This is a genomic window from Streptomyces sp. NPDC004838, assembly GCF_053600955.1.
This window is the reverse complement of sequence record NZ_JBSGAW010000004.1, coordinates 170,637-185,521: the sequence shown is the minus strand read 5'-3', so window position 1 is coordinate 185,521 and position 14,885 is coordinate 170,637. Positions and strand designations below refer to the sequence as shown.

Below are 14,885 nucleotides of genomic sequence, written 5' to 3'. Positions count from 1 at the left end.
CCGCCCGCACCCGCGGTGCAGCGCATCCGCTTGCGCTACACCAAGCGCGGCCGCCTCCGGTTCACGAGTCACCGCGACTTCCAGCGCGCTTTCGAGCGGGCGCTGCGACGCGCCGAGGTGCCCATGGCGTACTCGGCGGGCTTCACCCCGCATCCGAAGGTGTCCTATGCCAATGCCGCACCCACCGGCACGGGCAGCGAGGCCGAGTATCTGGAGATCGCGCTCGCCGAGCACCGAGACCCGGACAGACTGCGCGAGCTGCTGGACGAGTCACTGCCGGCCGGGCTCGACATCACCGACGCCGTCGAGGCCCGTACGCCGGGGCTCGCCGACCGGCTCACCGCCTCCGTGTGGGAGCTGAGACTCGACGGCGTGACCGTCGAGGACGCGGAGAAGGCCGTCGCGGTCTTCCTCGCGGCCGAGACCGTCGACGTGGAGCGCAGGACGAAGAACGGGATGCGGACCTTCGACGCGCGCGGTGCCGTGGTGGAGCTGTCGGCGCTCCGTCCACAGCCTGATAGGCCGCTGGACCAGCCCTGTGCGATACTGCGGCTGGTAGTGCGGCACGTAACACCTGCCGTGCGACCCGACGACGTCCTGTCCGGTCTCCGCGCTGTGGCCGACCTGGCGCCGCCGGTCCCCGCAGCGGTGACCAGGCTGGCGCAGGGGCTCTTCGACGAGGAGTCCGGCACGGTGACCGACCCGCTCGCGCTCGACCGCGAGGCAGTTCCGGCCGTTCCAACCACGACCGTCGGGACCGCCTCCCCCTAGCTCAGCCAGGGGGACCCCACGACGGCACGCGGTGGGACCTCCGGGGCGTGCCACGCCCACAGGCAGTCGTCGCAGCGCGGCCCTCGTACTCGGAAGCCACCTGGGTCGGGCCGCGAGAAAGACCACAAGACTTTCGCCAGGCCGTGCGTACATCGCGTACGGAACCGGCGAGCCACACATACAGCTCCCGTGCGGCGCCCGCGCCCCGGACGGCGGCATCGCGCGACGCGTGGGCCGTGACCGGACCGGAAAGAGGCGCGGCGCCCGGGAGCGCGACGGGAGAACCGCCCGCATGCACGAGCCGAACGAACCCGGCAACGCCGGAGACAACGCCAACATCACCGACGAAGAACGCACCACCCCCAGCGACACGCTGCCGCCGCGCCGCCGTCGCCGCGCCGCGTCACGTCCCGCCGGGCCGCCCGGCGCGCCGACGGCCGAGGCCGCCGCATCCGCCCCTGTGGTCGAGCCTGTCGTCGCCGCGGAGGCCGAGGAGACGGCCGCTGCCGAGATCGTCGTGGAGGAGGTCGCTGCGCCGCGTGTGCGGCGTCGGGCGACGCGTAAGGCGACTGCTCCCGAGACGTCGCCGCAGGTGGCCGAGGTTCCGGTGGAGTCCGGGACGCTGACGGGGGTTGCCGGGGTCGAGGCTTCGGCCGAGGCCGAGACGGCCGCTGTGGCTGATGTCGTGGAGGAGGGTGCCGCTCCGCGTCGGAGCCGTCGTCGTGCGTCCGCTCCGGCGGGTGCTCCGGTGGCGCAGTCCGAGGTGGCCGAGGAGGTGGCGGAGGAGGTTCCGGCCGCCCCTGCGCGCCGCAGGGCCACCCGTAAGACCGCCCCATCCGCCCCCGTGGTCGAGCCTGTCGTTGCCGCGGAGGCCGAGGAGACGGCCGCTGCCGAGACCGTTGTGGAGGAGGTTGCTGCGCCGCGTGTGCGGCGTCGGGCGACGCGTAAGGCGACTGCTCCCGAGGTGTCGCCGCAGGCGGTCGAGGTTCCGGTGGAGTCCGGGACGCTGACGGGGGTTGCCGGGGCCGAGGCTTCGGCCGAGGCCGAGACGGCCGCTGTGGCTGATGTCGTGGAGGAGAGTGCCGCTCCGCGTCGGAGCCGTCGTCGTGCGTCCGCTCCGGCGGGTGCTCCGGTGGCGCAGTCCGAGACGGCTGAGCCGGTGGCCCAGGAGGTGCCGGAGGAGGTTCCGGCCGCCCCTGCGCGCCGCAGGGCCACCCGTAAGACCGCCGCCCCCGCTGCCGAGCCCGCCCCGCAGACGCCCGCGGACACCGCCGAGCCCGGCGAGCCCGAGACCGCCGCCGAGCAGGCCGCGCCCCGAGGCCGTCGCCGCCGTGTCAGCTCTCCCGAGTTCACCGCCACCCCGGCCCGGGCCGGGGAGGAGGAGAAGCCCGCCCGCCGCGCCGCGCGGCCCGCCGTGGCTCTCTTCCAGGCGCCCGTCTTCGCCGAGCCGATGTTCCAGACGCCCGAGACGGCCGCCGCTGCCGCCGCCGCGGACCGTGCCCTCGACGAGGACGACATCGAGGCCGCCGAAGAGACCGACGGCGAAGCGCCGGTGGAGGCGGCGGACGAGACCCCTGTCGCCGAGCCCTCGGGCCGCCGTCGCCGCCGCCGTCGCGGTGAGCCCGCCGAGCCCGCCGAGGCCGCCGAGAGCACGGCCCCTGCGGCCGAGGAGCCCGAGCCCGCCGCCGCCGGGGAAGCGTCGGAGGAAGGCGAGGAGCAGGACGAGTTCGAGGACCGTCCCTCACGCCGCCGCCGCCGTGGTGGCCGTCGTCGCCGCCGTGGCGACTCCGCCGAGGAACACGGCACCGAGGACGCCCACGACGAGGAGCCCGCCGAGGACGCGCCGTCCGAGGAGTCCGCCGAGGACGCACGGGACGAGACCGCACGCGCCGAGGAAGCGCACGACGACGACACCGACTCGTCCGCCTCCGGAGGCAGCGCCAGCAGCCGTCGCCGCCGTCGCCGTCGCCGTCGCAGCGGTGAGCCCGCCCTTGAGGAAGAGCCGGGCGCGACCGACCCGGAGCGTACGGTCGTCAAGGTCCGCGAGCCGAGGCCCGCGCGCGCCAAGAGCGACGAGCCCACCGACTTCCAGGACGCGGTGCAGTCCATCAAGGGCTCCACCCGGCTCGAGGCGAAGAAGCAGCGCCGCCGTGAGGGCCGTGAGCAGGGCCGCCGCCGTGTGCCGATCATCACCGAGGCCGAGTTCCTGGCCCGCCGCGAGGCCGTCGAGCGGGTGATGGTCGTCCGCCAGAGCGGCGAGCGCACCCAGATCGGCGTTCTGGAGGACAACGTCCTCGTCGAGCACTACGTGAACAAGGAGCAGTCGACGTCGTACGTCGGCAATGTCTACCTGGGCAAGGTGCAGAACGTACTGCCGTCCATGGAGGCCGCGTTCGTCGACATCGGCAAGGGCCGCAACGCCGTCCTGTACGCGGGTGAGGTCAACTTCGAGGCGCTGGGCATGGCGAACGGCCCCCGTCGCATCGAGGCCGCGCTCAAGTCCGGCCAGTCCGTGCTCGTCCAGGTGACGAAGGACCCGATCGGCCACAAGGGCGCCCGGCTGACGAGCCAGGTGTCGCTGCCCGGCCGCTACCTCGTGTACGTGCCCGAGGGCTCGATGACCGGCATCAGCCGCAAGCTGCCCGACACCGAGCGCGCCCGGCTGAAGACCATCCTCAAGAAGATCGTCCCCGAGGACGCGGGCGTCATCGTGCGCACCGCCGCCGAGGGCGCGAGCGAGGACGAGCTGCGCCGCGACGTCGAGCGGCTCCAGGCGCAGTGGGAGGACATCAGGAAGAAGTCGAAGGGCGGCAGCGGCTCGAACGCGCCCGCGCTGCTGTACGGCGAGCCGGACATGACCGTCCGGGTCGTCCGCGACATCTTCAACGAGGACTTCTCGAAGGTCGTCGTCAGCGGTGACGAGGCGTGGGAGACCATCCACGGCTATGTCGCCCATGTCGCGCCGGACCTCGCCGGCCGTCTTCAGCGGTGGACGAGCGAGGTCGACGTCTTCGCGACCTACCGGATCGACGAGCAGCTGATGAAGGCGCTGGACCGCAAGGTCTGGCTGCCGTCGGGCGGCTCGCTGGTGATCGACAAGACCGAGGCCATGGTCGTGATCGACGTCAACACCGGCAAGTTCACCGGTCAGGGCGGCAATCTGGAGGAGACCGTCACCAGGAACAACCTGGAGGCGGCCGAGGAGATCGTGCGCCAGCTGCGGCTGCGCGACCTCGGCGGCATCGTCGTCGTCGACTTCATCGACATGGTGCTGGAGTCCAACCGGGATCTGGTCATGCGGCGGCTGCTGGAATGCCTCGGACGTGACCGTACGAAGCACCAGGTCGCCGAAGTCACCTCGCTGGGCCTGGTTCAGATGACCCGTAAGCGCGTGGGGCAGGGGCTGCTGGAGTCCTTCTCCGAGACCTGCGTCCACTGCAACGGCCGCGGTGTCATCGTGCACATGGAACAGCCGACGTCCATCGGCGGCGGTGGCGGCAAGCGCGCGAAGAAGCGTGGCCGAGGCGTCGCCGAGCACGTCCACGAGGTCGAGGCCGCCCCGGAGGCCGAGACCGAGGCGCAGGTCGCCGCCGAGGTGGCCGAGCCGGTCGCGCTCGCCGAGCCCGCGTTCGTACCGGACGAAGAGCTGTACAGCAGCGCCGCCGAGGCGGAGGCCGCCGCTCAGCGGGGTCGTGGCCGCCGCCGGGCGACCCGCAGGGTGTCCGCGCCGAGCGGTTCGCCGAAGAGCGCCGCTTCCGAGACCGGGACCGTGCCCGAGACGGAGACCGAAGCGAAGGCCGCGGCGGTGACGGAGGAGGCGGCTCCGGCCGTCGCCGAGCCCCAGGCCCCGGCTGCGGAGGCTCCGGTCGCTCAGGCCCCGGCCCCGGAGGCCCCCGCCGAGGTCCCGGTCGCCGAGGCTCCCGAGCCGCAGCCCGAGGCCGCTCCCGCGGGCCGGACCCGCCGCAGGGCGACCCGTAAGGCGACGGCTCCGGCCGGATCGCCGGCTGCCGCGGAGCCCGAGGTGGTCATCGAGGCCGTGACACCGGCTCCCGCCGCCGAGACGCCAGCGCCGGCCCCCGAGGTCTCGGCCGAGGTCCCGATCGCCGAGGCTCCCGAGCCGCAGCCCGACGAGGCTCCGGTCGCTGAGGCCCCGGCCCCGCCGCGCGTCCGCCGCCGGGTGACCCGCAAGGTCACCGCCCCGGCCGGCTCGCCCTCGGGCGCCGAGGAGGCCGCGATCGTGGTGGTCGCCGCCCCCGACACGCCGGAGACGGATGTCACGGAGGCGGATGTCACAGCGGAAGAGGCGTCCACGGCGCCGGCCAAGAAGGCGGTCCGCAAGACCGTCAAGAAGGCCACCGCGAAGAAGGCCGCCACCAAGAAGACGGCGGCCAAGAAGAGCGCGGCGAAGAAGACGACCGCCAAGAAGGCCGCGGCGAAGAAGGCCACGGTGAAGAAGACCGTCGCCGCCGACCAGCAGACGTCTTCGACGGTGACGGCGGTCACCGAGGGCTGAGACGAGCCGCAGGTGGCAGCCGGTCGATCGCGGGTGATCGGTGAATACCGTGCCCCATCCCACACAACCGGGATGGGGCGCGGTAATTGTCGCCGAGTTGATGCAATGCCTTCGCCAATGGTTCAGGAATGCGCTGTGAAATCCCTGATAATGTGACGGCGGTCCCTGCCGGGTGGGAATCCCGTCCCGGAGACTACGGTGGAGACCGGACCGGGTCGGGAATGCAGAACCGGCCGAAGATCCTCGGTAGGGCGTCGGCTTGCGCCGGATGGGGTGTGCGCGGCCTCGCGAGATGTTCGCTCCTCCTCCTCGATACTCCTGCCACAGACAGCTCTTGGTGTTCTAGGAGGACCTCCAAATGACGAGCGGCAACAAGCAGCCCATCCCCGCTGCCCGCCCGGTGATCGGTGAAGAGGAGATCGAGGCCGCGGTACGCGTACTGCGCAGCGGCCGGGTCGTGCAGGGCCCCGAGGTGGCCGCTTTCGAAGAGGGCTTCTCGGAGCTGGTGGACGGTCGCCACTGCGTCGCCGTGAACTCGGGAACCTCCGCGCTGCATCTGCTTCTGCTCGCTCTGAACATCGGTCCGGGCGATGAGGTAATCGTTCCTTCATTCTCGTTCGCCGCCACCGCGAACGTCGTCCGGCTGGTGGGCGCCGACGCCGTCTTCGCCGACATCGAGCCCGACACCTACGGTCTGGACCCGGCCGCGGTCGAGGCCGCCATCACCCCCCGTACCGCCGCGATCATGCCGGTCCACCTGTACGGCCACCCGGCCTCGATGGACAAGATCATGCCCATCGCCGCCAAGCACAAGCTGGCCGTGGTGGAGGACGCCTGCCAGGCCCACGCCGCGGCGCTCCACGGCACCCCGGTCGGCGCGTTCGGCGCGGGCGGCACCTTCAGCTTCTACCCGACCAAGAACATGCACTCCCTCGAAGGCGGCATGATCTCCACCGCCGACGCCGAAATCGCGCGCACCCTGCGGCTGCTGCGCAACCAGGGCATGGAACAGCGGTACGCCAACGAGATCATCGGCGTCAACATGCGGCTGACCGACGTGGCCGCCGCCGTCGGCCGCGTACAGTTGACGAAGCTCCACGGCTGGACAGAACAGCGCATCGCCAACGCCGCCTACCTCAGTGAACACATCAGCGCGCCGAACGTGACCACGCCCACCGTCGCCGAGGGCGCGCGTCACATCTACCACCAGTACACGATCCGCGTCAGCGGCGACCGCGACGCGGCCATGGCCAGGCTCACCGAGGCCGGCGTCGGCAACGCGGTCTACTACCCGACCCCGATCCACCGGCTGAAGCCGTTCTGGGAGCCCGACCAGAAGGCAGGGCGCCACTGGGACCTGCCCGAGACCGAGCGCGCCGCCGCCGAGGTCATCTCGCTGCCGGTGCACCCCTCGCTGTCCCGGGAAGACCTTGAGCGCATCGTCACCGCCGTGAACGACCTTGGAGAGAATCTGTGACCACCGCCCAGGCCCCTCAGGGAGCCCAGGGACTGCGGGCCGGCCTGATCGGCCTCGGCTCGATGGGCCGCCACCACGCCCGCGTACTCGCCGGGCTGGACGGCGTCCGCTTCGTCGGCGTCGTCGACCCGATGGGGGACAAGCACGGCTGGGCGCAGAACGCCCCGGTGCTGTCGACCGTCGAAGAGCTGATCGCGCTCGGCATCGACTACGCCGTGGTCGCCTGCCCCACCGCCCTGCACGAGGAAGTCGGCCTGAAGCTGGCCGTCTCCGGCATCGGCGCCCTGATCGAGAAGCCGGTCGCGGACACCGTGGCCGGGGCCCGCAGGCTCGTCGAGGCGTTCGAGTCGCGCGGACTGGTGGCCGGAGTCGGCCATATCGAGCGCTGCAACCCCGCGCTGCGCTCCCTGCGGCAGCGTCTGGAGGCCGGCGAACTCGGCGACGTGTACCAGGTCGTCACCCGCCGTCAGGGACCCTTCCCGCACCGGATCGCCGACGTCGGCGTGGTCAAGGACCTCGCCACCCACGACATCGACCTCACCGGGTGGGTGACCGGCCAGACGTACACCTCGATCTCGGCGCGCACCGTCTCCAAGTCGGGCCGCCCGCACGAGGACATGGTCTCCGCGGTCGGCCAGCTCTCCGACGGCACCATGGTCAATCACCTGGTGAACTGGCTGAGCCCGCTCAAGGAGCGCTTCACCTCGGTCACCGGCGAGAAGGGCTGCTTCATCGCCGACACCCTCACCGCCGACCTCACGTTCTACTCCAACGCCGCCCAGACCACCGAGTGGGAGGCGCTCCAGGCGTTCCGCGGAGTCGCCGAGGGCGACATGATCCGGTACGCCATCCCCAAGCGCGAGCCGCTGCTCGTCGAGCACGAACTGTTCCGGGACGCGATGCTCGGCAAGTCCGACGACATCTGCACGCTGCGCCAGGGCCTGCGGACGGTCGAGGTGGCCGCCGCCGTACTGGAGTCCGCGGCGGCGGGCATCACGGTCGGCCTCATGGACCGGGAACGGACGGAAAATGGGGCCTGACGGCGTCGAGGAGACCCGGGAGGGCTCACGCGGGCGGATCGTCATGCTCGTCGACAACGGGGTGCACGGCGACTCCCGCGTCCAGAAGCAGGCGATGTCGGCCGCCGCGGCGGGCTGGGACGTCACCCTGCTCGGCAGGATCGTGAGCAAGGACGGGCCGGAGAGCTGGAAGCTCGGCGAGGCCGAGGTGCGGCTGATCCGTGTGAAGTCGAGGATGTCGGTCACCCCCGGGGATCTGGGCGGTGCCCCGCTGCGCCGCCCGCTCGCCTACTCGTCCGACCGCGTCGCCGCGTTCCGGGTGCAGCAGGTGAAGGCGTGGCGTGCGGACCTCCGGGTGCGCGGCGACTCGCTCCGGGCGGGCGAGAGCGGATCGGCGCTCGGCCGGAAGGGCGGGCGGGTCTGGCTGACGGTGCCCCGCGCCATGGCCAAGGCCACCTCACGCTGGGTGTCCCTGCGCAACCGCGAGACCAAGAAGCTGCGCCAGATTCGGCGCACACGCTCCCACGCCATCGACAAGGCGGTCACACACTTCTGGCTGACGTCGATGGGACACCGCGCCTGGCGCCGTCTCGACCCGGGCGTCTGGGACTTCGAACTGGCCTTCGCTCCCGTCATCGACGAGCTGAAGCCGGACATCATCCACGCCAACGACTTCCGGATGCTGGGCGTGGGCTCCCGTGCCGCGATCCGGGGGCGGGCCGCCGGCCGCCGGGTCAAACTCGTCTGGGACGCACACGAGTTCCTGCCCGGAGTGCGCTCCTGGGCGAATCAGCGCAAGTTGCCGGCGATGGTGGCCTACGAGCGCGAACACGCCAAGTACGCGGACGCGGTCATGACCGTCTCGGGTGGCCTCGCCGATCTGCTGCAGAAGTCCCACAAGCTCGCCGAGCGGCCTGCGGTGGTGCTCAACGCCCCGGACTCCGGGGCGACCTCCCGTTTCCCCGACGAGCCCGTGCCGGACATCCGGGCCCTGTGCGACATCGGCCCCGACGTACCGCTGCTGGTCTACAGCGGCCTCGCCGCCCGTCAGCGCGGCCTCGACATCATGGTCGACGCCCTGCCCGAATTGCCCGAGGCGCATGCGGTGTTCGTGGCGGCCAGCCCCGAACTCCCCTACGTCCAGGAGCTGATGAGGCGTGCCGAGGAGCTGGGCGTCGGGGACAGGGTGCACGCCCTGCCGTACGTACCGCACTGGCAGGTCGTCCCGTTCCTCTCCGGCGCCGATGTCGGCGTGATCCCGATCCACCACTGGCCGAACCACGAGATCGCCCTGATCACCAAGTTCTTCGAGTACTCGCATGCGCGGCTGCCGCTGGTGGTCAGCGATGTGAAGACGATGTCCGAGGTGACCCGCGAGACCGGACAGGGTGAGGTCTTCAAGGCCGAGGACGTCGCCGACTATGTGCGCGCCGTCCGGGCCGTGCTCTCCGATCCGAAGCGGTACACCGCCGCCTACGAGGTCGAGGGACGGCTGGAGGAATGGACCTGGGAAGCCCAGGCAGAGGTACTCGACCAGGTGTACACCCGATTGACGCAGGGAGCGGGGGATGGGCAGAACCCCTGACGTCCGCGTGCCGGATGTCAGCGTCGTCGTGGCCGTCTACAACACGATGCCGTATCTCACGGAGTGCCTGACCTCCCTGGTGGAGCAGAGCATAGGGCTCCGCCGACTGGAGATCGTGGCGGTGGACGACGGGTCGACCGACGACAGCGGACGCGAACTCGACCGGTTCGCCGCCGAACACCCCGACACGGTCAAGGTGATTCACCAGGCCAACTCGGGCGGGCCCGCGGCGCCGAGCAACCGGGCCCTGGACATCGCCACGGGCCGGTACGTGTACTTCATGGGCTCCGACGACCACCTCGGCGAAGAGGCGCTGGAACGCATGGTCGCCTACGGCGACCGGCACGGCTCCGACGTCGTCGTGGGACGGATGGTCGGCACCAACGGCCGCTACGTGCACCAGGCGCTGTACAAGAAGAACGAACCGGACGTCAGCCTCTACGACTCGGCGCTGCCGTTCACCCTGGCCAACACCAAGCTGTTCCGGCGAGAACTCGTGGAGCAGAACAAGCTGCGCTTCCCGGAGGACATGCCGGTCGGTTCCGACCAGCCGTTCACGATCGAGGCGCTGGTGCGGGCGGAGAAGATCTCCGTCCTGGCCGACTACGTCTGCTACTACGCGGTCAAACGCGGTGACGCCTCCAACATCACCTACCGCGCGAACCATCTCTCCCGGCTCCGCTGCGCCGCCGACATCATGCGGCACGCGGCCGGGCTGATCGAGCCCGGACCTCGACGGGACGCCGTTTTCAAGCGTCACTTCACCTGGGAACTCGCCAAGTTGATCCAGGACGACTTCCCGTCCCTGGAGCCCGAGACCCAGCGGGACGTCTGCGCCGGGATCGCCGCGCTCGCCGATCTGTACTTCACGGACGAACTGCGCGACTCCATGGACGTCACACGGCGCGTACGCATCGGGCTGGCCCAGCGCGGCGCGCTCGCCGAACTGCTGGAGGCGATACGCGGCGGCCCGGTGACCTTCCTCGTCGAGGACGGCCGGGCCTACGCACGCTATCCGGGGTTCCGCGACCCGGCGCTGAACCTGCCCGACCGGCTCTTCGAGGTCCTCGACGGCGAGGGAATCACCACGCTGCTCGCCGAGGGCAGCGGGCTGGTGCACGCCGACTGGGAGCAGTCCGGCGGGACGGGCGAGACCATGGCGGTCTCACTGGCCGCGCGGATAGGAGTCGTCGGCGACGCCGAGTCGGCGGTGCTGCGGCTGGCCTCCACACCGCTGCCCAAGAGCGTCGACCGGTCCGGGGGCCGGCGGCTCACCGCGGAACCCCCCGCCTTCGACGGGGAGCAGAGCAGTGAGCCCTGCGCGGACGGCACCGGTACGGTGCTGAGGGCCGTGTTCCCGGTCCCGCCGCGGCGCGCCTCCTTGGGGCTCCGCATCTACGTGGTCATGGTGGGTGCGACCTATGAAATTCCCGTGAAGATAAGGGATCTGCCGCTGCCCCTGGCCCGGCGCTGGCGCGAGAGGATCCCGTTCCGGGTCTCCGCGACCGGTGACCGCAAGGGTCGGCTGGTGATCACTACGGCCCCGCTCTGGGCGCCTTCGGCCGGCGCGGGCAAGCGGCTGCGCCAAACGATGTCCCGTGTGAAGAGGAAACTGACCCGATGAAAATCTGTGTAGTCGCACTCGGCAAGATCGGCCTCCCGCTCGCCGTGCAGTTCGCCGCCAAGGGCCACGAGGTCATCGGGGCGGACGTCAACGAAGCGGTCGTGGAACTGGTCAACGCCGGCACCGAGCCCTTCCCCGGCGAGTACGACCTGGACCGGCTGCTGAAGGAGACCGTCGGCGCGGGGCTGCTGACCGCGACCACCGACACCACCGCCGCCGTCGCCCAGTCCGACGCCGTCGTGGTCGTCGTCCCGCTCTTCGTGGACGCCGAAGGCACCCCCGACTTCGGCTGGATGGACTCCGCCACCAAGGCCATCGCCAAGGGCCTCAAGCCCGGCACCCTCGTCTCGTACGAGACCACGCTGCCGGTCGGCACCACCCGCACCCGCTGGGCGCCGATGCTCCAGGAGGGCTCCGGCCTCACCGCGGGCGAGGACTTCCACCTCGTCTTCTCCCCGGAGCGCGTCCTCACCGGCCGGGTCTTCGCCGACCTGCGCCGCTACCCCAAGCTCGTCGGCGGCATCGACGAGGCGTCCACGGCCCGCGGCGTCGCGTTCTACGAGCAGGTGCTGGACTTCGACGAGCGCGAGGACCTGCCCCGGCCGAACGGCGTCTGGGACCTCGGCACCGCCGAGGCGTCCGAGCTGGCCAAGCTCGCCGAGACCACGTACCGCGATGTCAACATCGGCCTGGCGAACCAGTTCGCGCGCTTCGCCGACAAGAACGGCATCGACGTCAAGAAGGTCATCGAAGCCTGCAACTCGCAGCCCTACAGCCACATCCACCAGCCGGGCATCGCCGTCGGCGGCCACTGCATCCCGATCTACCCGCGGATGTATCTGTGGAACGACCCGGAGGCCACCGTCGTCCGCTCGGCACGCGAGGCCAACGCCGCGATGCCCGAGTACGCCGTCGACCTGCTGGCCGCCGCCTACGGCGACCTGACCGACGTCGGCGTCCTCGTGCTCGGCGCGGCCTACCGGGGCGGCGTCAAGGAGACCGCTTTCTCCGGAGTCTTCGGGACCGTCGAGGCCCTCAAGGCCCGCGGCGCGGTGCCGTACGTCTCCGACCCGATGTACACGGCGGAGGAACTGGCCGCCCACGGACTCACCCCCCACCAGGGCGAGAAGGTCACCGCCGCCGTCCTCCAGGCCGACCACGCCGAGTACCGCGAGCTGGCCGCCGCCGACCTGCCGGACGTCACCGTCCTCGTCGACGGCCGTCGTACCACGGACCCGGCGCGCTGGGCCGGAGTCCGCCGGGTCGTCATCGGCGGCTGAGGCAAGCACCCGCGACAAGCCGAAGAGGCTGCCGCCACCGGGATCCCGTACCCCGGCGGCGGCAGCCTCTTCGGCTTCTTCCCTGCAAGCCCTAGGTCAGGAACTCCGACAGGACCTCCGCCGTCTTGGTGCCGTCGTGGTACTTCCGGGCGAACTCGGCCGACCGCGCCCCGACTTCCGCCGCCGCCGCACGGTCGTCCAGCAGCCGCTGCAGGGTCTCGCGGAGGGTCGCCGTAGTCGTGTTGACGATGGGCAGATCCGGGGCACAGCGCTCGCGGACCTCCTCCGCGACATAGGCCATGACGGGCTTGCCGGCGGCCATGCCCTCACAGGCGAAGGTGCCGTAACTGCCGATCGCGAACTGGTCGATGACGATGTCGGCGTTGCGTACTCTCTCCCGCATCTCCGTCCAGTCGACCTGCTCGGCCAGCTGGAACTCGATCACGCCGCGATCGTGGAGCTCGTTCAGCAGCGGCAGCGCCCGGTCGGTGCCCTTGGTCCAGCGCTTGGAGGGGGCGTGCAGCACCACGGGCCGTGCGCGTTCCAGGACGGGACGGTCACAGGCGAAGGCGTCCACGTTGACGACCAGCGGGGCCCATACCGCTGTGGGCAGATCCACCAGGAGGTCGGGGGTGGTGACGAAGGTGGGCAGGCCGAAGCGTTCGACGACGGCCCGGTTCCGTTCCGCGGTCGCGGTCAGCCGCTCCACCACACCCTCGGGGGCGTCGTGGAAGAGGGAGTCGGGGTGCCGTTCCATATGACGCCCGGGGTGGCGTACCTCGCTGCCGTGGGCGAGCAGCGCCACCTTGATGCTGGTGCGCAGCAGCGCGGGCAGATCGCCCTCGACATGGCTGCCGTTGAGGCGGCCCAGCAGCGGCAGGAACGCGTCGGCGATGAAGTGGGTCGAGTTGCGGAAGACGCGTTCCACCTGCTCCAGCTGGATGGTGAGGCGTCCCAGCTTCGACGAGTCGAGGTAGACGTCCGCCGGGTAGTTGAAGGTGCCCGGGGAGGTCGCCATCATCACCTGTGCCGAGACGTCGGGCCGGGAGCGGCACACGGCATGGGCGAAGGACGCGAGCTGTCCCGCGTAGTTGGCGGGGCCGAGTCCGAGGCGGACGGGGGTGTCGCGGGTGAGCGGCGCCCAGGTGGGCAGGGGCCGCCGGGGCCTGGCCTCTCCGGTGGGCTGCGACGGTACGAGGGTGGGGCGCCCGGCCAGCTCCGCGAAGAGGTCCAGGAGCGGTGCCACGTTCTCCTCCCAGGTGTGCGCGGAGACCGGGCCGGCGCCGATCGTCTCCACCAGGGACTTGGCGAGATCGCGCGGCCGTTCGCCGACGGTGACCGTCCGCAGCCCGGCCAGTCCGTACACAGCGGTGAGCAGATCGAGTTCCGGAGCGGTCGGCGGAGCGGTGACCGGGCTCACGAGGGCGACGTCGGCGGAGGCCAGGTAGGCCCTGAGCCGTTCCGGCTCGGAGCCCGGGGGCGCGGGCAGGTGGACGCGTCCGCGTACGCCCGCCTCCTCCGCCAGCCGCAGCAACTCCTTGACGGAGGCGTCGCCGCGGTCGCCCAGCACGGCGAGGTGATGGTCGCTCAGCTCGGTGAGCGCGTCGACGACCGCCATGGGGAACAGCATCGGCCCATGGTCGGCGGACCACACCCACAGAGGTCCGGCACCGTGTAGACCGCACAGATCACGCAGCGCGGGCAGCGGCTGGCCGTCGGCCGGGACGGGCGCTATCGGGGCTTCCCGCACGAGCAGCGGGTCGAGACCCGGCGCGAGCCCGGGAACGGCCTCGGTGACCGCGTCCGCGCGTCCGGAGAACTCCCGTACCAGTGCCTCGGCGGCCGCCGGTTCCAGCGCACCGGAACCCCCGTCGGCGGGCACGGCGTCGTACACCCAGCGGGTGGGTACGCCCGCGGCCCTCAGCCGGGCGGCACTGATCGAGGCGGTGGCCAACAGGCCCGCCCCCACGACATGGATGACAGCGGGCCGCAGCTTCTCCAGCACCGGACCGATTGCCAGATCCTGGTCCAGCAGGACCGGCCAGTCGGTGCGCCAGTCGCCCCGCGCATCCGTGGACGCCCTGTCCCGTCGCTCCTCCCAGCGGAACATCCGGACCCGGAAACCGTGCGTGGAACGCCGTATTCGGATCAACGCCCTGCCGACGCCTCTGAGAGGGCCGCCGGGCCCGTCCTCCGCAGCGGCGACAGCGCGCATCCACGCCTGGTGGGCCGCGCGCGAACGGTCAAACGCGGCACGGTCGGGAAAACCCGCTTGAGTGAACACGCGACGCAGCCGGTGCCCCCGCCGGGTGAGGGCGGCCTGGGTACGCAGCGCCGTACCCACCGGCACCCGGACGACGGCGACGGGCCCCAGAGCGCTTCGCTCCGGCTTCTGTCCCGCGGTCTTCTGCCCCGCGGTGAAGGTGAGCAAGGTGACGTCCCAGCCGGCCCTGGCGGCGGCGAGGGCCGTGCGACCGGGGCGGGTGGCGTCGGTGACGTCACCGTCCGTGGTCAGGACGACCAGGCGGACGGAAGGCGCGCGCTGGGACATCGGAACTCTCCTGCGGGAAGAGGATTTGAGGCGGGAGGGTGCGGGCTGCGATACCTATCCGCGGA

Annotated in this window: 8 protein-coding genes; 7 read left to right on the top strand and 1 reads right to left on the bottom strand. The window is 71.4% G+C overall.

The features are described 5' to 3' along the window. Positions 1-15: 15 nt before the first annotated feature. From ACWEFL_RS06875 to ACWEFL_RS06845, 7 genes are all read left to right on the top strand, one after another. On the top strand, positions 16-771 hold the full coding sequence (locus tag ACWEFL_RS06875) for a TIGR03936 family radical SAM-associated protein (RefSeq protein ID WP_451708836.1): 756 nt from the start codon (positions 16-18) through the stop codon (positions 769-771). 292 nt (positions 772-1,063) lie between these two features. Beyond that, positions 1,064-5,284, top strand: a complete 4,221-nt coding sequence (locus tag ACWEFL_RS06870) for an Rne/Rng family ribonuclease (RefSeq protein ID WP_451708457.1) — start codon at positions 1,064-1,066, stop codon at positions 5,282-5,284. A 358-nt stretch (positions 5,285-5,642) separates the two neighbouring features. Next, complete coding sequence (locus ACWEFL_RS06865; protein WP_451708455.1) at positions 5,643-6,761, top strand: DegT/DnrJ/EryC1/StrS family aminotransferase; 1,119 nt, start codon at positions 5,643-5,645, stop codon at positions 6,759-6,761. Next, the gene (locus ACWEFL_RS06860; RefSeq protein ID WP_451708453.1) at positions 6,758-7,801 is read left to right on the top strand and encodes a Gfo/Idh/MocA family protein; all 1,044 of its coding nucleotides are present in this window, start codon (positions 6,758-6,760) and stop codon (positions 7,799-7,801) included. Before ACWEFL_RS06865 ends, ACWEFL_RS06860 begins: the two co-directional genes overlap by 4 nt. Then, a complete protein-coding gene (locus ACWEFL_RS06855; protein WP_451708451.1) occupies positions 7,791-9,365 on the top strand; it encodes a glycosyltransferase in 1,575 nt (524 codons plus the stop codon). The genes ACWEFL_RS06860 and ACWEFL_RS06855 overlap by 11 nt, the downstream gene beginning before the upstream one ends. Next, positions 9,349-10,989, top strand: coding sequence for a glycosyltransferase family 2 protein (locus ACWEFL_RS06850; RefSeq protein ID WP_451708449.1), 1,641 nt, complete (start codon positions 9,349-9,351; stop codon positions 10,987-10,989). The genes ACWEFL_RS06855 and ACWEFL_RS06850 overlap by 17 nt, the downstream gene beginning before the upstream one ends. Then, complete coding sequence (locus ACWEFL_RS06845) at positions 10,986-12,269, top strand: nucleotide sugar dehydrogenase (RefSeq protein WP_451708447.1); 1,284 nt, start codon at positions 10,986-10,988, stop codon at positions 12,267-12,269. The genes ACWEFL_RS06850 and ACWEFL_RS06845 overlap by 4 nt, the downstream gene beginning before the upstream one ends. Positions 12,270-12,360: 91 nt before the next feature. Here the strand turns inward: ACWEFL_RS06845 and ACWEFL_RS06840 are convergent, their stop codons facing one another. Then, on the bottom strand, positions 12,361-14,820 hold the full coding sequence (locus tag ACWEFL_RS06840; RefSeq protein WP_451708444.1) for a glycosyl transferase family 1: 2,460 nt from the start codon (positions 14,818-14,820) through the stop codon (positions 12,361-12,363). Between the last annotated feature and the right edge of the window lie 65 nt (positions 14,821-14,885).

Excerpts from the sequence above, each read along its gene's own strand:
- ACWEFL_RS06870 (WP_451708457.1), top strand. The coding sequence starts at position 1,064 with ATGCACGAGCCGAACGAACCCGGCAACGCCGGAGACAACGCCAACATC.
- ACWEFL_RS06865 (WP_451708455.1), top strand. The coding sequence starts at position 5,643 with ATGACGAGCGGCAACAAGCAGCCCATCCCCGCTGCCCGCCCGGTGATC.
- ACWEFL_RS06855 (WP_451708451.1), top strand. The coding sequence starts at position 7,791 with ATGGGGCCTGACGGCGTCGAGGAGACCCGGGAGGGCTCACGCGGGCGG.
- ACWEFL_RS06850 (WP_451708449.1), top strand. The coding sequence starts at position 9,349 with ATGGGCAGAACCCCTGACGTCCGCGTGCCGGATGTCAGCGTCGTCGTG.
- ACWEFL_RS06845 (WP_451708447.1), top strand. The coding sequence starts at position 10,986 with ATGAAAATCTGTGTAGTCGCACTCGGCAAGATCGGCCTCCCGCTCGCC.
- ACWEFL_RS06840 (WP_451708444.1), bottom strand. The coding sequence starts at position 14,820 with ATGTCCCAGCGCGCGCCTTCCGTCCGCCTGGTCGTCCTGACCACGGAC.